Raw genomic sequence first — 16,932 nt, 5'->3', positions numbered from 1 at the left:
AGGTCCGCGCCTTCGCCCTGCGGATCTGCGTGGCGTAGAAGGTGTGGAACGCCTACGCGGAGACGCACCCGCTCTGATCGAGCGCTTCCTCGGTCACCACGCGCAGCCCGGCCACGACGGCGAACGCCAGCACCGCCATCACCGCGAACACCGCGCGGAGCCCGAAGGCCTGGGCGATCGCCCCGCCCGCGAGCGCCCCGAGGGACTTCGTGCCCCACGCGACGAGCCGGTGGCTGCTGTTGAGCCTGCCGAGCAGGCGGTCGGGCGTGAGCTGCTGGCGCAGCGACACCATCACGACGTTCGACACGAGGATGGCCGCGCCGCTGACGAAGAAGGCCGCCCCGGCCACGTACGGGTTCGCCGTCACCGCGAGCGCGCCGACGCCCGCGCCGCCCACCGGCCAGGACACCCACAGCGCGCGGACGCGGCCCAGGCGGCGTTCCACCGCTTCGGCGACGAGCGACCCGGTCAGGCCGCCGGCCGCGCTGGTGGCCATCAGCAGCCCGAAGGCCGGCTCGGACAGGCCCATCGCCGAGCCGGGGCCGACCGCGTAGAGGACGAGGACGGCGAAGGTCGCGCCGGTGGCGAAGTTGAACGTGCCGGTCATGACCGAGAACGTCCGCAGCACGCGGTGGTGCAGCAGGAACCGCAGGCCCTCGGCGATGTCCGTGCGCAGGGTGGTGGGCTTCTCGCGCGGGACCCGGTACGAGCCGCGCACGAGCAGCAGAGCCACGACGGCCACCGCCCACAGCGCCACCGGCGTGCCGAGCGCGGCGACGGCCCCCGCCGCGGCCAGCACCCCGGCCAGCGGCGGTCCGGCGAACTCGTTGGCCGTCTGCTCGGCGGCGAACATCCGGCCGTTGGCCCGCGCCAGCTGCTCGCGCCCGACGACCTGCGGGACGATCGACTGCGCGGCGGTGTCGTAAATCGTCTCGGCGCACCCGACGCCGACGGCGACGACGTAGAGCGCCCAGATCGATCCGCCGCCGAAACCGGTCAGCAGCGTGACGGCCGCGAGCAGCCCACCGCGGACGAGGTTGGCGGCGAGCATCGCGCGGCGGCGGTCGAGGCGGTCGACCACTGCGCCGGCGGGCAGCGCGAAGAGCAGCCACGGCAGGCTGAAAGCGAACGCGAGTCCCGCGATGAGCGCCGGGGACCGCGTGTAGCCGACGGCGATCAGCGGCAACGCGACCTTGAGAACGCCGTCGGCGAGGCTGGACAGGCCCGCGGCGGTCCACAGCCGCCAGAACGCGCTGGTCATTGGTGGAGCATCGCACATCGATGGGCTTTTCTCCATCGATGTGACCGGATTCCATCGATGGACTACGCTCCGCTCATGACCGAACCCCGCAGGCGGCGCCCGGCGACGCCCGAGGAGGCGAAGGCCCTCGGCCACCCGCTGCGGCTGCGCATCATGCGGCTGTGCCTGGTCGAGGAGCTGACCAACAAGCAGCTGGCCGACCGCCTCGACCGCGACCCCGGGACCGTGCTGCACCACGTGCGCCAGCTGGTGGCGGCGGGGCTGCTGGAGCAGGCCCCGGTCCGCACGGGCGCGAGCGGCGCGCTGGAGAAGCCGTACCGCTCGAACTCCGAGACGTGGTGGCTGGACGGCCCCCTGGCCGGCGCCGACCCGGAGACGCGGTTCGCACCGATCGAGATCTTCCAGGAGGAACTGCGTGACGCCGGCCCCGAGTCGGTCGCGGTGCACGAGAAGTTCCTGCTGCACCTGTCCCCCGACGAGGTCGAGGAACTGGACCGGCGGATTCTGGCCGTGCTGGACGAGTACGTGGCCACCGATCACGAACGGCTCGACCGGCCCGCCCTCGGCGGCATTTTCGTGGTGCACCACCTGAGCGGCCCGAAACGTCGATGAATCTCCGGACCACGCCATTTCCCGGTTCGGGTTAACTGCGCCGCAATCGTTACGCGAACCGCCTTTCCGCCGATTGACCGGGCAGGACAGTCCCGCTCGGAGGTGGCCCTGGATGGACCCGATCAGCCTGATCGTGGGCGTGCTGGTGCAAGGCCTGCTCGAAGGCGTCAAGGATTCGGCGCGCGAAGCCGTGACCGACGGCGCCCGCGCGCTGCGGCAGTCGATCGCCCGCAGGTACGGCGGGCCGGTCGCGCGCAGCGTCGAACTGCTCGAACAGCACCCGGAGTCGCCGCAGTGCCGGGCCGCGGTGGCGCGGGAACTGCGGAACGCGGGCGCGGACCGCGATCCCCAGCTGCTCGCCCTCGCCGAACGGCTGCGCGTGCTCGTCGAGGCACCCGACCAGGCGCTGCTGCCGGAAGACCCGGTCGAGCGGGTGCAGCGCTCGAGCGCGCTGGGCGCGATCCGGCAGATGCTCGACGGGCACATCACGCAGGTGCTCGCGGTCCGCGCGCGGCACAGCGTCGAGGTGACCGACCTGCTCAGCGCCAACATCGGCCGCAACCCCGCGATCGACCAGCAGGTGCGCGCCGACGTCGCGGGGCTGCACGCCCGGATCCGGACCGTCATCGAGCAGGTCGCCGAGCACATCGAAAACCAGCACTACCAGGACGTCGAGGCCGCCGTCCGGGTGCTTCCGGCGGGCTATGCCGAGCGCGAGTGGGCCTACCGGCTCGTGCAGACCGAGAAGCGGATGCACGTCTCGTACGAGTCCCTGCGGCTGACCGTGGAGTTCCTCAGCGCGCTCAACCAGAGCATCCTCGGCCGGATCGAACGCGAGTCGTCGGCGCAGCGGCTGTCGGACATGATGTTCGGCAACGCGATCATCATCTACGAGCTGACCGACTTCGTGATCGGGTACGTCGCGAACTTCGCCATCAGCGGCGATCTCGACCAGCTGCACCGCGAGGCGAAGGACCGGGTCGACCAGACCCGCGAGGAACAGCGCGCGCTCGAAGAACGGTTGCGCGGGGAAAACGTCCCGCCCGCGATGCGCGAACAGGTGCTGGAGGACATCCGCAACCGCGAAGCCGCTTTCCGCGAAATCGACCGTGAATGGGACAAGTACCTCGGCGAAGTGCGGGAAATGCGGGAAAAGGCCGAAGGAACGCGCGCGATCCTGCCCGCGCTCGAAATCTTCCGCGACAACGCCCGCATCCAGATCATGACGCTGCAGCTGGTGGCCATGCTGCGGGTGCTGAAGCAGAACTCCGCGTCGCTGCGCAGCACGGTCGACACGCTGCAGGGCTTCCGGCTCGCGCCGCTGTCGCCGACCCGCGTGCACCGCCTGCTGGGCATGGAGGCGAACCAGCCGTGACGGAGGACTACGCCGCGCTGCCGTTGCCGGAGCTGGAAGCCCTGCTGCGCGGCGGCGACCTCCCGCCCGGCCGGCGGCAGGCGGTGGAAGCCGAGCTGAACCGGCGGTACGCGGAGAAGTGGACGTCCGCCACCCCGCCGCCAGGGCCGACGACCGGACCACCGCCCGGGCCGCCACCGCCCGGGCCGCCACCGCCCGGGCCGCCACCGCCTGGGCCGCCACTGCCGGGGCCGTCGACGGCCCAGCCGTACCCGCCGCCCGGGCCGCCACCGCCCCGGGCTGCGTGGGGCCCGCCGCCCGCGGCTGTCCCGCCGCCGAAGACGGCCGGCCTCGCCAAGCCGCTCGGCTGCCTCGCCGCGTTCCTGGTCGCCGCCGTGCTCGCGGTGGTCGTCGTGCTCGTCGTCGACGGCGGGAGTTCGTCCCCGCCGCCCCAGCGGATCGGCACCGTGTGCGTCACCCAGCGCGTCACCTGCCCGATGGGCGAGTCCCTGCCGGTCGGGCAGTCCTGCGTGTGCCCGACCTCGGAGGGCGACTACGTCGGCGTAGTGGCCTAGCCGCGCGAACGCACCAAGGGCAGGAAGAGCTCGTCGACGATCGCCTTGATGCGGGCGGGCTTCGGCGGTTCGAGGTCCATGAGCAGGTCGTGCCGCACCAGGTCGAACGGCAGGTCGAGCACCGACTCGGGGATGCGCGCCAGGTCGATCTCGCCGCGCTCGTGCGCCCGCCGGTAGAGGACGCGCTCCCCCGGCAGCGGCGCGCCGCCCATGACCTCGGCACGGGCCTGCGCGGGTGTCATCCCGCTGTCGGCCAGCAGGCCCGAAAACACCGTCGCCGCGGCGATGGCGAAGAAGGCGGCACGGACTTCGCTCACGGTCGCCAGGTACGCGAGCAGGTCTCCGCGCAGCTCGCCGGTGTCCGGCAGCGCGATCGGGTTGACGGCGCGGTGGTGCTCGAGCGCGGCGAGCACGAGCTGGTCCTTGTTGGCCCACCGGCGGTAGAGCACGGCCTCGCTGGTGCGGGCGCGGGCGGCGATCGTCGCCATCGTCAGCCGGGCGTAGCCGGCTTCGACCAGCTCGTCCCAGGCGGCCGCCAGCAGCTCGGCCTCGAGCTGCTTGCCGTGCCGGCGGCGGGCGGGTGCGGAGTCCTCGGTAACCACCGCCCCACGATAGATAGGGTTTCCTTTCTCGGCAATCGCGGCTACGCTCGTTAGAGAGGCATTCCTATCTTGGACTGAGGGGCGAGACATGGAGACGACGGTGCTGATCGCCGGCGCGGCCCCGACCGGGCTGACGCTGGCCTGCGAACTGGCCCGCCACGGGGTTCCGTTCCGCCTGGTCGAGGCCGCGCCCGGCCCGCGGCCGGGCTCACGCGGCAAGGGGGTCCAGCCCCGCACCCTCGAGGTGTTCGACGACCTCGGCGTCGTCGGCCGCGTGCTCGCCCACGGCCGGCCCGCGATGCCGATCCGCACGACCGGGCCCGACGGGCAGGTGTCGCTCAGCAGCGAATCGCCGGAGAGCCGTCCGGACATCCCGTACCCGGCCGGCCTGATCACCCCCGAATGGCGGGTCGAGGAAGCCCTGCGGCTGCGGCTGGCCGAGCTCGGCGGCGCGGTCGAGTTCGGCACGGCGCTCGAAGGATTCGAGCAGTCGGAGGACGGCGTCTCGGCGGTGGTCGTCAAGGACGGCGTGGCCGAGACCGTCTCCGCGAGCCGGCTGGTCGGCTGCGACGGCGGCCACAGCGTCGTCCGCAAGCAGGCCGGCATCGCGTTCGAGGGCGAGACCCGCGACGAGGTGCGGATGCTCGTCGCCGACGTCCGGGCCGACGGGCTCGACCGCGACGCCTGGCACCTGTGGCGCCACCCCGACGGCATGGTCAGCCTCTGCCCGCTGCCCTCGACCGACCTCTTCCAGTACCAGGCTTCCGTCGCCCCCGGCCAGGACCCCGGGCTGGACCTCGCGAACCTGCAGGCGACCCTCGACCACCGCACGGGCCGCACCGGCATCCGGCTCCACGAACCGGAATGGTCGTCGTTGTGGCGCGCCAACGTGCGGCTCGCCGACCGCTACCGCGAGGGCCGCGTGTTCGTCGCCGGCGACGCGGCGCACATCCACTCCCCCGCCGGCGGCCAGGGCATGAACACCGGCATCCAGGACGCGCACAACCTCGGCTGGAAGCTCGCCGCCGTCGCGAACGGCGCGCCCCGGGCCCTGCTGGACACCTACGAAGCCGAACGGCGGCCGGTCGCGGCCGGCGTGCTCGCGCTCTCGGACGCGCGCCTGAAGCAGGCGATCGAGCAGAAGAGCATCACCCTCCGCCGCGACGCGACGACTTCGCAGCTGGCGATCACCTACCGCGGCTCGGCCCTGGCCCGTGACGACCGCGACGACACGGCGGGCCTGCGCGCCGGAGACCGCGCGCCGGACGCGACCGGACTGGCCACCGTGGACGGCGAACGCCGGCTCTTCGACCTGACGCGGGGCGGCCGGTTCACCCTGCTGGACTTCGGCGCCACGGCGGTCGTGCCCGGCATCAGGACGCTCCACGTCGTCGGCCGGCCAGCGCGCCCCGGCGACGTCGCCGACACCGGAGGCCACCTCGCCGAGGCGTACGGCGCGACCGGCCGGACCCTCGTGCTGATCCGTCCCGACGGCTACGTCGCGCTGATCTCCGACGCGGGCGACGTCGCGGCGGTGTCGGAGTACCTGGACAGCGGACTGCCCCTGCCCGGGGGAGGTGGGCAGGGGCAGTCCGGTCAGCGCGTCAGTGGTTGACCTTGAACCACGGCTGCGACCAGCCGAGGTAGGTCTGGCCCCACTTGCTCTTGATCTGCGCGATCGTCGTCTCGGTGTAGCTGCCGTAGCCGTTGATGTCGTTCGACAGGAACTTCCCGCCGCCGATCGAGATCATCGTGTGCCCGGCGCCGCTGCTCTTGAAGAACGCGAGGCCGCCGGCCGGCACTTCGGTGTCACCCGGGTGCTTGAACGAAGCCGGGATCTGGGTCCAGTGGATGTAGGCCGTCTCCGAGCCCGAGGCGCTCCAGCCGTAGTTCTGCGCGTTGATCCGGTCGCACCAGCCCTCGTAGGAGTCGAGGTCGTTGGTGTGGATCCGGGTCTTCGCGTAGGCCACGGCCTGCGCGCACGTCTTGGGGTCGCCGGTGCCGGCGGTGCTGCAGGTCTGGGTCGAGCCGTCGCAGTCCGGCGCGACGCGGCCGTCGGAGCCGGTGTAGACGTAGGCGTCGCTGATGTAGCCGGTGCCCACCTTGTCCCAGATGTCCGAGGTGCCGTACTTGCCGTCGACGGTCGACCCGTTGGTCTGGCAGGAAATGGTGACCGCGGTGCCGTCGGCGATGGACCCGACCGCGCTCCCGCTGGTGCTCGGGGTGGCCCGCACGGTCAGCGCGGCTCCCGAGTCGGTGTGCACCGTGCCCGAGGCCGCCAGGGCCGGGGTGGCGCCGGCCAGCGCGATCGCCGCCGCCGCGCCGAGCACCGCGGCCGTCCGCTTCCCGATCCGAATTCTCATTGGTCCGTCCCTCCAGGATTCGTTGTGGGGACAGCATGGCGAGCGCCGGTACAAGGCCCGTACAAAAGCCCGGCCGCCTTCTGAAGATGCGGCAAACCGGACGAAGCCCCGCCGGAACGCGTCCGGCGGGGCTTCGTCGTCGGTCCTTCAGGCCAGGTACTCGGCCGCCGCGCGCAGGCTCACGTAGGAGCCGCTGAACGTGTCGATCCGGGGGCCGCCGCCGTCCACCGGGCCCGGCGCCCCGGTTTCGACGCGAATGTAGTCCACTGTGGACATCCGGTCGAGCAGGGCACGCACCCGCGGGTGCCGGTGCGCCTCGCGGGTGACCACGACGACGCTGCGCACCCCTTGGGCCGCTTCGAGGATCGCGTCGGCGTCCTCCGGCGTCGCCGTGAGCGTGCGCGTGCCCGGCACCAGCTCGGCCAGGTGCGCGCCGAGGCCCCACGGCATCGGGCCGGCCGCGATGGTCGGCTCGGTCTGGACGTCGACCACCAGCGCCGGCACGGCCAGCCGCACGTCACCCTGGATCCGGAGGGCCTTGCGAGCCGCCTCCAGACCGAGGCGGCGGTCCACCGGGCCCACCGAAGCCGGTGCCGGGTCGGTGCCCAGCGCCGCCGTGCGCGCCGCCGCCTCCGCCAGCCGCTCCAGGGGCAGCTCCCCCGCCGCGACGGCGGCCACGATCGCCGACACGCACGCGTCGAGGTGTTCGGCCTCGAACGCCGCGCCACCGAGGCACAGCGCGTCGGCACCGGCGGCCAGCGCGCGCACGGCCGAGCGGCCGAGGCCGTCGTGCTTGCCGTACGCGCCGGACACCGCGCCCATCTCGAGCGCGTCGGTGATCACCGCGCCGGTGAAGCCCAGCTCGCCGCGCAGGACGTCGGTGAGCGCGACGCGGTTGAGCGTCGCGGGTTCCTCGCCCCACGCCTTCACGACCAGGTGGCCCGACATCACCGAGCGCACCCCGGCCCGGATCGCCGCGGCGAACGGGACCAGCTCGATCTCCCGTAGCTCCTCGGGCGTCCGGGGCAGCACCGGCAGCGCCACGTGCGAGTCCTCGGTCGCCGCGCCGTGGCCCGGGAAGTGCTTCGCGCATGCCGCGACGCCGTACTTCTGCAAACCCGTGACGTACGCCGCGACGTGCGGCGACGCCTTCGCCGGGTCGGACCCGAACGCCCGGACGCCGATGATCGGGTCCTCGGCCGCCAGGGTCAGGTCCGCGCACGGCGCCAGGTCGAGCGTGACGCCGCAGGCCGCCAGCCGTTCGCCGAGCGCGGCGGCGACCGCCGTGGTCAGCTCCGGGTCGTCGGCCGCGCCCAGGGCCAGGGGCCCCGGCACGAACGACCCGGTGTTGACGTCGAGCCGGGTGACGTCGCCGCCCTCCTCGTCGATCCCCACCACGACGCCGTCCCGCTCGCCCCGCAGCTGCGCGGTGAGCGCGGCGACCTGCTCGTCGTCGACGACGTTGCGGCCGAACAGCACCACCCCGCCCAGGCCGTCGGCGAGGCGTCCGCGCAGCCAGTCCGGCGCGGTGGTCCCGGCGAACCCGGGCAGGAGAACGGCTTCGGCGAGCTTCTCCGGTGAGCTCAACGGCTATCCCTTCACCGCGCCGGCGGCGACGCCGGACACGAGCTTGCGCTGCACGATCAGGAAGAACACCAGCGCCGGGAGGGCGTAGATGACCGACGACGCCATCACGCCGCCCCAGTCGGTCGCGAACGCCGTGCGGAACGTCGCCAGCCACACCGGCAGCGTCTCCCGGTCCTTGCTCTTGATGAACACCAGCGCGAACAGGTACTCGTTCCACGCCGTGATGAAGCTGAACACCGACGTCGTGACCAGCCCGGGCGCGAGCAGCGGCAGCGTCACCCGGCGGAAGGCGCCGGTCTGGCTGCAGCCGTCGATCATCGCGGCCTCCTCCAGCTCGTACGGGATCCCGTTGACGAACCCGTAGAGCATCCAGACCGTGAACGGCAGCGTCGTCGCGAAGTAGATCAGCAGCAGCGACGGCAGCGTGTCGAGCAGCCCGGCGTCCCGCATCAGCAGGAACAGCGGGAGGAACAGGGCCGACGTCGGGGCCAGCTGCGACACCATGACCAGCAGGAGGAACCCCCGGCGCCCGGTGAAGCGCAGCCTCGACAGCGGGATCGCCGCCAGCGTCCCGGCGACCAGCGCGCAGAGCACCGCGCCGACCGTGACGATCAGGCTGTTGAGCAGGTACGTCGGGAAGTTGTCCCGCCCGAGCGCCGTGGCGAAGTTGCTGAACGAGAACGACGTGGGGATCAGGTCGTACTTGGGCGAGAGGATCTCGCCGGGCGTCCGCAGCGAGGTGACGAACATCCAGTACGTCGGGAAGAGGATCAGCAGCGCCACGACCACGCCGACGACCGAAAGCGCGATCCGCTGCGGGAGCGACTTCCTCACTTGAGATCACCTTCCGGGGTCCGGATGAGCAGCTGGATGTACCGCCCCGTGATGAGCGCGAGCAGGATCAGCATCAGCGTCGCGATCGCGCCCGCCGCGCCGAAGTGGTTGCCCGCGATGCCCTTGAGGTAGAGCACGACGGCCAGCGTCGTGCTCTCGCCGTCCGGGCCGCCCTCGCGGATCGCCCAGATCTGGGCGAAGGCGTTGAAGTCCCACAGCACCGACAGGAAGGTCACCATCGTGGTGATCGGCGCGATCGACGGCCAGGTGACCGCGCGGAACGTCTGCCACGGCCCGGCGCCGTCCATGCCGGCGGCCTCGTACTGCTCCTGCGGAACGCCGAGGAGGCCCGCGTAGAGCGCGAACGTCACGAACGGCACGGCCTGCCACACGATGAGCAGCCCGATCACGGTGAGCGTGCTGGCCCCGCTGGAGAACCACGAGAAGCCGATGAAGCCGTGGAACCCGAGCCGGTCGAGGGTCTTGTTGAGGATGCCGTACTGCTCGTCGAAGATCCACTGGAACACCGTGGTCGTGGCGATCACCGGCGTCGCCCAGGCGAGCACCAGCGTCACCTGGACGAACACCCGGACGACCGGGCCGAGGTGGCGCATCAGCACCGCCAGCAGCAGGCCGCCGACGATGGTCGCGGCCACGATCGAGGCGGTGAAGACCAGCGTCCGGACGGTGATCGTCCAGAACTCGGGGTCCGCGAGGTTGTTGGTGTAGTTGTCGAACCCGACCCAGACGGTCTTGCCGGAGATGAGCTGCCCGACGTCGAGCTTGCGGAAGCTGATCGCGATGACCTGGACCAGCGGCCAGGCGAGCAGCACGAGGATCGCGGCGACGGCCGGGAGCAGCAGCAGGTAGGGGAGCACCCGGTCGCCGAACCGGCCCCGCCTGCGCTTCTTGGCCCGGGCGTCGCGCGGCGATGCCGGCGGGGTGGCCCCCGCCGGCATCGTCACGTTCGCGGTCGCTGTCATCCGCCGATGAGCTTGTTCAGCGCTGCGTTGGCGTCGGCGGTCGCCTGGTCGAGCGTCTTCTTGCCGGTCAGGTACGCGGTCAGCATGTCCTTGACCGGGTTCTGGCCGGACTCCACGTCACCCCACTTCGGGCTGGCCGGCACGGCCTTGCCGTTGGTGGAGGCCTTGGCCATCACGCTGCCCAGCGGGTCCTTGTCCAGGCCGGAGAGGTCGGTCGACGTGCCGGGCACGACACCCGCCGCGGCGAGCTGGCTCTGGTACTTCGGGCTGGAGAGCAGCTTGATGTACTCCTTGGCGGCGGCCACGTTCTTGCTGTTGGCCGGGATCGCCAGGTTGGAGCCGCCCAGGAAGACCGGGGCGCTCTGGCCGGCGGTCTTGCTCGGGATGGCGAAGGCGCCGGTCTTGCCGGTCAGGCTCGCGTCGGTCTTGGCCGCGGTGGCCAGCTCCCACGGGAGGCCGATCATCATGGCCACCTTGCCGCCGCCGTAGATGGTCGCCTGCTGCGGCTTGGCCTCGTCGGCGTCCTTCGGCGCCTTGGTGCCGGAGGTGTCGACGAGCTTCTTGTAGAAGTCCAGGCCCGCCTTCGCGCCGGCGCTGTCCAGCGTCGCCTTGAAGTTCTTGCCGTCGGGCTGGGCGATGTCACCGCCGTTGTCCCAGATGAAGGACAGCAGGGCGTACCAGTTCTGGCCGGGCATGTAGAGCGCCTGGAAGTCCGGGTCGGAGCCGAACTTGGTCTTCAGCTTGGTGATCGCGTCGATCCACTCGTCGTTCGAGGTCGGCGGCTTGGCGATGCCGGCCTGCTCGAACATGTCCTTGCGGTAGATGACCTCGCGGTTGGCCGCGTAGAACGGGACGCCGTAGACCTTGCCGTCGTAGGTGCCGGAGTCCGCGAGACCCTTCAGCCACTGCGCGCCGTTGAAGCTGTCCTTGTCGGCGGTCAGGTCGGTCAGGACGCCGTCCTGCGAAGCGAACGCGGCGGTCTGGGTGTTGCCGATCTCGATCACGTCCGGCGGCGCGCCACTGGCGAGCGCGGTGGTCAGCTTCTGCTGGATGCCGTCCCACTGCTGGACTTCGTACTTGACCTTGACCCCGGGGTGCGCGGCCTCGAACTCCTTGTTCAGCGCGTCGGTCAGCGAAGCCGGCGCGGACCCCGTCATCAGCCAGACCGTGACGTCGCCCGTGATCTGCGCGGGAGCACCGCTCGACGAAGCGGCCGTGTCGGTTCCGCTGGAGCCCGCGCAGCCTGCGGTCGCGAGCGTGAGTGCGGCGGCGCCCGCCGCCAGCTTGAGCCAGCGTTTCACTCGATGCCGTCCTTTCCCTGCCCGGCCACCGCGGCCGAGCGCCCCAAATGGTGTAGACCAATGTTGGAGCTAGAGTGGTACGTACCACAGGCCCTGTCAAGGCGGTTGCCGGAACGTTGTAAACCCGCCCGGGAGTTGTACACGGAGTAGCCGGGCGGTTACCGGAGGACGACACCTGCGTGCCAGAAGTCGTCCGAATAGGAAGGTGTCCGGGCCGTTTTTCACCGCTGCGAAGCCGAAAGCCGTGCACCGGCACGCGGCGGGCACGACGAAAACCGCCCCGGGAAAGAAATCCCGGGGCGGCGAAGTCGATCAGGCCGGCGTTGTCGCTGGTAGGGCCGCGTGTCGCCGGGCGCGGTGCGCGGCCATCCGCACGGGCGCGTTGACCACCCCGAACCCGCGGTACCCACCGATGCGCTGGACCACTTCGAAGAACACCCGGGCCCCGGCCAGCGCGGTGTAGAAGTGCAGGAACTCGCCGTCCTCGTCGCGGTCGTAGAGCACCGAATGCGCTCGCAGCCCGGCGAGCCGGTCCGGCGGCAGCTCGAGCCGGGCCTCGAGGTCGTCGTAGTAGTTGGCCGGGATGTCCAGCAGCGGCGCCCCCGCCGCCCGCATCGCCGCGGCCGCCGCCAAGGCGTCCGCGCAGGCGAACGCCACGTGCTGCGGTTCGGGCACCGCCGGCGCCCAGCCACCGCGCCGGACCAGCGCGCTGTCCAGCGTCAGCCGCACCTCCCCCGCCTCCATCGCGCGGCTGCGGACCAGCCCGAACGGCGCCGCGAACTCGGTGACCGGCGACGGCGTCAGCCCGAACACCGACCGGTAGAACAGGGCCGCCTCCTCGAAGTGGTCGAACGGCTGCGTGAGCGCGACGTGATCGATCCCGAGGACGCCGAAGCCTTCCGCCGTCTCGCCGGCCGGCACGAAGTCGCCGCGCCAGTCGTCGCCGCCGCACAGGAAGACCTCGGTGCCGTCCGGGGCCGCGACCGACGCCAGGTCCGCCTCCCGCGGACCGCGCGTCCGCGGCAGCACCGGCGCGAGCAACGCCTCCGCCCGGCGGGCCGAACGGGCCGGATCGGCACTGGCCAGGGCGACCGCGCCGACGGCGCCATGCGCCGCGCCGCCTTCGTTGACCACCACCCGGGCGTCGCCCTGCTCCCACAGCTCGACCGGCTTGGTGCGGTGCACGCCGGTGCGCGCGAACCCCAGCGAAGCCAGCACCCGGCCCGCACCGGGATCGGTGACGACCTCGGCGAACGCGTGCCCGGTCAGCCTCGGCGCGGCCGGCACGTCGAGGACGCCCAAGGACTCCTTCAACGCCAGCAGCGACCGCATCGCGTCGACCGCGGCCGGGCGCGGGTCGGCCTGGCGGAACACGTCGTTGAAGACCTCGAGCGACAGCGGGCCGCGGTAACCGGCGGCGAGCACGTGCCCGGTGAAGGCCGTCAGGTCGAAGTCGCCCTGGCCGGGGAAGAGCCGGTGGTGCCGGCTCCACGGCAGGACGTCCATCGGCAGCTCGGGCGCGTCGGCGAGCTGCAGGAAGAAGATCTTGTCGCCCGGGATCGCGCGGATCGGCGCCGGGTCGTGGCCCTTCGACAGGATGTGGAAGCTGTCGAGGCAGACGCCGAGCGCGGGGTGGGCGGCCTTTTGCACGATCTGCCACGCGTGCTCGTACCCGTGGACGTGCCGGCCCCAGGCCAGGGCTTCGTAGGCGACCCGCAGGCCGCGCTTCTGCGCCAGCTCGGCGAGCGCGTGCAGCTGCCCGGCCGCCAGTTCGTCGTCGTCGATCGCGTCCGGCGACACCGACGAGCAGACCAGGACCGTGTCCGTGCCGAGCTCGGCCATGACGTCGAACTTGCGGGCCGCGCGGCGCATATTGGCCGCGTGCACGGACGGCGGAACGGCCTCGAAGTCGCGGAATGGCTGGTAGAGGTCGATCGACAGGCCGAGGTCGGCGCAGCGGCGGCGGATCTCGGCCGGGCGCGACGGCGACACGAGCAGGTCGTTTTCGAACAGCTCGACGCCGTCGAACCCGGCCGCGGCCGCCGCGGCGAGCTTGTCTTCGAGGGTGCCGGACAGGCAGACGGTGGCGATCGCGGTGCGCGGCTCAGGCAGCACGGGCGGCCTCGCCTTCGAGCGCGTCGAAGTGGCGCAGCATCCGGGCCGGGTCCGGCTCGACGCCGGTGAACAGCCGGAACGACTCCGCGGCCTGCAGCACGACCATGCCGCCGCCGTGCAGGACCCGGCAGCCGCGGGCGCGGGCGGCGGCGAGCAGCGCGGTTTCCAGGGGCCGGTAGACGATGTCGGCCACCCAGAGCTCGGGACGCACCAGCTCCGCCGGGAGCGGCGAGCCGGGGTGGGCGGCCATGCCGGTCGGGGTCGCGTGCACCAGGCCGTCGGCTTTCTCGACCGCGTCCAGGCCGCCGGCCTCGGCCCGGGCGGCGCCGAAGCGGCGTTGCAGGGCCTGGACGAGGTTCGCGCTGCGCGTCCCGTCGACGTCGTGGACCGTCAGCCGCCCGGCGCCGAGCGACAGGAGCGCGTGCGCGACCGCGGCGCCCGCTCCCCCGGCGCCGAGCAGGACGACGTCGTCCATCCGGACGTCGGGCAGGCCGCGGGTGAGGCTGCGCGCGAAGCCGGTCGCGTCGGTGTTGTGGCCGATCGCGCGGCCCTGCTCGAAGACGACGGTGTTGACCGCGCCGAGCGCGGCGGCCTCGGGCGAGAGCTCGTCCAGGTGCGGGAGGACGGCCTGCTTGGCCGGGTGCGTGACGTTGAGGCCGTCGAACCCGGCGAGACGGGCCGCCGCGACGACGTCGGCGACCGGGCGGCCCAGCACGTCGAGGTCCAGCAGGCGGTAGACGTAGCGGAGGCCGAGCTCGTCGGCCTCCCGCTCGTGCAACGCCGGGCTGGCGGACGGCCCGATGCCCGAGCCGACGAGTCCGATCAGGTAGCTGGTCACGCCGCGTCCTCCGGATTAATGTACGAACTAGTACGTTCACATTAGCGCGGTGTCCGCCCCGGCGGAAGGGCTGGGCTAGAGTGGGGCCGTTCACCTGCAGCGGAGGGAGCCCGGTGGCCGCACCGTCGTCGGAGGCCGAGCGCCAGCGCGACAAGGAACGAACGCGGGCGGACATCCTCGCGGTGGCCACGCGGGAGTTCGCGGACAAGGGCTACGCCGGCGCGCGCGTCGACGAGATCGCCGCGCGCACCAGCACCACCAAGCGGATGATCTACTACTACTTCGGCGGCAAGGAACAGCTCTACCTGGCCGTGCTGGAGAAGGCGTACGCCGAGATCCGCACGCTCGAGGCCCAGGTCGACGTCCGGCACCTCGAGCCGGAGGACGCCCTGCGGCGGCTGGCCGCGCTGACCTTCGACCACCACGAGGCGCACCCGGACTTCATCCGGCTGGTCAGCATCGAGAACATCCACCACGCCGAGCACCTCAAGCAGTCGGAGATCCTGGCCGGCCTGGCCGACCCGGCACTCGGCGGTCTGACGATCGTCCTCGAGCGCGGCCGCGCGGCCGGCCGCTTCCGCGAAGACGCCGACCCGTTGGACGTCCACATGGTCATCAGCTCGTTCTGCGTGTTCCGCCTCGCGAACCGCCACACGTTCCAGGCGATCTTCGGCCGCGACATGCTGGACCCGGCCCGCCGCGAGCACTACCGCACCATGCTCGGCGACCTGCTGATCGACTACCTGACCGCCCGCTGACGCCCCGCCCCCTGCGGCGCGCCTCTCCCTGCTCGGGGCCGCTCCCGCCCGACCGCTCGCTGACACCCCGCCCGCCGCGGCGCGCCCCAGCCTGCTCGGGGCCGCACGCCCCCGCCTGACCGCCCGCTGAGGCCCCATCCGCCGCCGCGCACTCGCCTGCTCGGCGCCGCTCGCCCCCGCCAGACCGCGAGCACCCGGCGACCGTTCGCCCGCAGCACAACCCCAGCCGACCGCCAGCACCCAGCGGCCGTCCGCCGCGGCACACCTCCGCCTCACCACCAGCGCCCGGCGGCCGCCGAAAAAGGATCTCTTGACACCCGCGCACGCTTCTCGCACTCTTTATTAACTAACTAGACCGTACATTGCTTCCCGCCGACTCTGAGCAACGAAGCACGGACGTCAGGAGCTCATCCCCGTGACCGGATCGATGCCCCGCAAGGCGGCGCTGGCCGCCTGGATCGGCAGCGCGCTCGAGTACTACGACTTCTTCATCTACGGCACCGCCGCCGCGCTGGTGTTCAACAAGGTCTTCTTCCCCGCCTCCTCCCCCGCGACCGGCACCCTGCTGGCGCTGGCCACCTTCGGCGTCGGCTACCTGGCGCGGCCGGTCGGCGCGTTCATCCTCGGCCACGTCGGGGACCGGTTCGGCCGCAAGCGGGTCCTCGTCTTCACGCTGCTCCTGATGGGCGTCGCGACGTTCGCCGTCGGGTGCCTCCCGACGTACGCGAGCGTCGGGGTGCTCGCGCCGGTCCTGCTGGTCGCTCTCCGGCTGCTGCAAGGACTTTCGGCCGCCGGCGAGCAGGCGGGCGCGAACTCGATGTCGCTCGAACACGCCCCGGAACGGCGGCGCGCGTACTTCACCAGCTTCACCCTCAGCGGCACGCAGGCCGGCCAGATCATGGCGACGGCGATCTTCCTGCCGGTCGCCGCGCTCCCCCAGGCCGACCTGCTGACGTGGGGCTGGCGGATCCCGTTCTGGTGCAGCGCGGCGGTCGTGGTCGTCGGGTTCGTCATCCGCCGCAAGCTCGACGAGACGCCGGTGTTCGAACGCACCGAGGTCGCGAAGCTGCCGGTCGCGGTGCTGTTCCGGACGCACTGGGCCGACGTCCTGCGCGTGGTCGTCGCCGCGACGATCGCCTCGGTCAGCACGATCTTCACCGTGTACGCGCTGAGCTACGCGGTCAACACGATCGGCCTGGCGCGCACCCCGATGCTGTGGGTCGGCGTGCTGGCGAACATCGTCGCGCTGGCGGCGATCCCGCTGCTGGCCTCGCTGGCCGACCGGATCGGCCGCAAGCCGGTGTTCATCACCGGCTGCCTCGCCTGCGGCGTGCTGATCTTCCCGTACCTGTGGTCGATCTCGATCGGCTCGTACGCGCTGCTGTTCGTCCTCGGCGTCGCGCTGTTCGGCGTGGCGTACTCCGGGGTCAACGGCGTCTGGCCGTCGCTGTACGGCGAGATGTTCAGCGCCCGAGTCCGCCTTTCGGGCATGGCGATCGGCACCCAGATCGGCTTCGCGGTGGCGGGCTTCGCCCCCAGCGTCGTGGCGGCGATCGGCTCGGCCAAGGAGGACTGGCTCGGCGTCGCGGTCTTCACCGCGGTGGTCTGCCTGGTGGCGGCGGCCGCCGCGGCAACGGCCCGGGAGACCTACCGCGTGCCGACCGCCCAGCTCGGCAGCCGCGTGGCGGCGACTCCGTCGTCCACTGTGGTCCCTTCCACTGTGGACGGTTAGACCGGAACCCCGGCGGT

At 72.1% G+C, this 16,932-nt stretch carries 15 protein-coding genes; 6 read left to right on the top strand and 9 right to left on the bottom strand.

All coding sequences use genetic code 11. The annotated features are described in order from the left end of the window. Positions 1-52: 52 nt before the first annotated feature. Positions 53-1,261 carry an MFS transporter gene (locus ACYVLJ_RS16470; protein WP_460439234.1) on the bottom strand — a complete coding sequence of 403 codons (1,209 nt, stop codon included), beginning with the start codon at positions 1,259-1,261 and terminating at the stop codon, positions 53-55. Between the two features lie 75 nt (positions 1,262-1,336). On the opposite strand from ACYVLJ_RS16470, the gene ACYVLJ_RS16465 reads away from it, so the two are divergent. The 3 genes from ACYVLJ_RS16465 to ACYVLJ_RS16455 all read left to right on the top strand — a co-directional run bounded on the left by ACYVLJ_RS16465 (position 1,337) and on the right by ACYVLJ_RS16455 (position 3,802). Then, the gene (locus tag ACYVLJ_RS16465) at positions 1,337-1,873 is read left to right on the top strand and encodes an ArsR/SmtB family transcription factor (protein WP_451980363.1); all 537 of its coding nucleotides are present in this window, start codon (positions 1,337-1,339) and stop codon (positions 1,871-1,873) included. A 112-nt stretch (positions 1,874-1,985) separates the two neighbouring features. Then, positions 1,986-3,248: a hypothetical protein gene (locus tag ACYVLJ_RS16460; RefSeq protein ID WP_451980360.1), complete on the top strand. Its 1,263-nt coding sequence runs from the start codon at positions 1,986-1,988 to the stop codon at positions 3,246-3,248. Beyond that, complete coding sequence (locus ACYVLJ_RS16455; RefSeq protein WP_460439233.1) at positions 3,245-3,802, top strand: hypothetical protein; 558 nt, start codon at positions 3,245-3,247, stop codon at positions 3,800-3,802. Before ACYVLJ_RS16460 ends, ACYVLJ_RS16455 begins: the two co-directional genes overlap by 4 nt. On the opposite strand, the gene ACYVLJ_RS16450 is transcribed toward ACYVLJ_RS16455, so the two are convergent. Then, positions 3,799-4,404 carry a TetR/AcrR family transcriptional regulator gene (locus tag ACYVLJ_RS16450; RefSeq protein ID WP_460439232.1) on the bottom strand — a complete coding sequence of 202 codons (606 nt, stop codon included), beginning with the start codon at positions 4,402-4,404 and terminating at the stop codon, positions 3,799-3,801. The genes ACYVLJ_RS16455 and ACYVLJ_RS16450 overlap by 4 nt on opposite strands. 88 nt (positions 4,405-4,492) lie before the next feature. On the opposite strand from ACYVLJ_RS16450, the gene ACYVLJ_RS16445 reads away from it, so the two are divergent. Next, positions 4,493-6,019 (top strand): FAD-dependent oxidoreductase, encoded by a 1,527-nt coding sequence (locus ACYVLJ_RS16445; RefSeq protein WP_460439231.1) that lies wholly within the window; start codon positions 4,493-4,495, stop codon positions 6,017-6,019. On the opposite strand, the gene ACYVLJ_RS16440 is transcribed toward ACYVLJ_RS16445, so the two are convergent. The 7 genes from ACYVLJ_RS16440 to ACYVLJ_RS16410 form a co-directional block, all read right to left on the bottom strand. Next, entirely contained in the window at positions 6,009-6,767 is a 759-nt protein-coding gene (locus ACYVLJ_RS16440; RefSeq protein ID WP_460439230.1) for a hypothetical protein, read from the bottom strand. The genes ACYVLJ_RS16445 and ACYVLJ_RS16440 overlap by 11 nt on opposite strands. Positions 6,768-6,914: 147 nt before the next feature. Next, positions 6,915-8,354, bottom strand: coding sequence for a glycoside hydrolase family 3 protein (locus ACYVLJ_RS16435; RefSeq protein ID WP_460439229.1), 1,440 nt, complete (start codon positions 8,352-8,354; stop codon positions 6,915-6,917). 3 nt (positions 8,355-8,357) lie between these two features. Then, complete coding sequence (locus ACYVLJ_RS16430) at positions 8,358-9,188, bottom strand: carbohydrate ABC transporter permease (RefSeq protein ID WP_460439228.1); 831 nt, start codon at positions 9,186-9,188, stop codon at positions 8,358-8,360. Further along, the gene (locus ACYVLJ_RS16425; RefSeq protein ID WP_451980065.1) at positions 9,185-10,171 is read right to left on the bottom strand and encodes a carbohydrate ABC transporter permease; all 987 of its coding nucleotides are present in this window, start codon (positions 10,169-10,171) and stop codon (positions 9,185-9,187) included. The genes ACYVLJ_RS16430 and ACYVLJ_RS16425 overlap by 4 nt, the downstream gene beginning before the upstream one ends. Beyond that, on the bottom strand, positions 10,168-11,472 hold the full coding sequence (locus ACYVLJ_RS16420; RefSeq protein ID WP_451980062.1) for a sugar ABC transporter substrate-binding protein: 1,305 nt from the start codon (positions 11,470-11,472) through the stop codon (positions 10,168-10,170). The genes ACYVLJ_RS16425 and ACYVLJ_RS16420 overlap by 4 nt, the downstream gene beginning before the upstream one ends. Before the next feature lie 312 nt (positions 11,473-11,784). Beyond that, complete coding sequence (locus ACYVLJ_RS16415) at positions 11,785-13,587, bottom strand: sugar phosphate isomerase/epimerase and 4-hydroxyphenylpyruvate domain-containing protein (protein ID WP_460439227.1); 1,803 nt, start codon at positions 13,585-13,587, stop codon at positions 11,785-11,787. Continuing rightward, entirely contained in the window at positions 13,577-14,425 is an 849-nt protein-coding gene (locus tag ACYVLJ_RS16410; RefSeq protein WP_451980056.1) for a shikimate dehydrogenase, read from the bottom strand. The genes ACYVLJ_RS16415 and ACYVLJ_RS16410 overlap by 11 nt, the downstream gene beginning before the upstream one ends. 113 nt (positions 14,426-14,538) lie before the next feature. Between ACYVLJ_RS16410 and ACYVLJ_RS16405 the strand changes: the two genes are divergently transcribed. Both ACYVLJ_RS16405 and ACYVLJ_RS16400 read left to right on the top strand, forming a co-directional pair. Continuing rightward, positions 14,539-15,183 (top strand): TetR/AcrR family transcriptional regulator, encoded by a 645-nt coding sequence (locus ACYVLJ_RS16405; RefSeq protein ID WP_451980053.1) that lies wholly within the window; start codon positions 14,539-14,541, stop codon positions 15,181-15,183. Positions 15,184-15,598: 415 nt separating this feature from the next. Beyond that, positions 15,599-16,915 (top strand): MFS transporter, encoded by a 1,317-nt coding sequence (locus tag ACYVLJ_RS16400; protein ID WP_460439226.1) that lies wholly within the window; start codon positions 15,599-15,601, stop codon positions 16,913-16,915. Positions 16,916-16,932: the final 17 nt, after the last annotated feature.

The organism is Amycolatopsis stemonae (genome assembly GCF_054781455.1).
This window is presented reverse-complemented; position numbering and strand designations above follow the sequence as displayed.

Coding starts and splice junctions, on each gene's coding strand:
- ACYVLJ_RS16465 (WP_451980363.1), top strand. CDS start 1,337: ATGACCGAACCCCGCAGGCGGCGCCCGGCGACGCCCGAGGAGGCGAAG.
- ACYVLJ_RS16460 (WP_451980360.1), top strand. CDS start 1,986: ATGGACCCGATCAGCCTGATCGTGGGCGTGCTGGTGCAAGGCCTGCTC.
- ACYVLJ_RS16470 (WP_460439234.1), bottom strand. CDS start 1,261: ATGACCAGCGCGTTCTGGCGGCTGTGGACCGCCGCGGGCCTGTCCAGC.
- ACYVLJ_RS16425 (WP_451980065.1), bottom strand. CDS start 10,171: ATGACAGCGACCGCGAACGTGACGATGCCGGCGGGGGCCACCCCGCCG.
- ACYVLJ_RS16440 (WP_460439230.1), bottom strand. CDS start 6,767: ATGAGAATTCGGATCGGGAAGCGGACGGCCGCGGTGCTCGGCGCGGCG.
- ACYVLJ_RS16445 (WP_460439231.1), top strand. CDS start 4,493: ATGGAGACGACGGTGCTGATCGCCGGCGCGGCCCCGACCGGGCTGACG.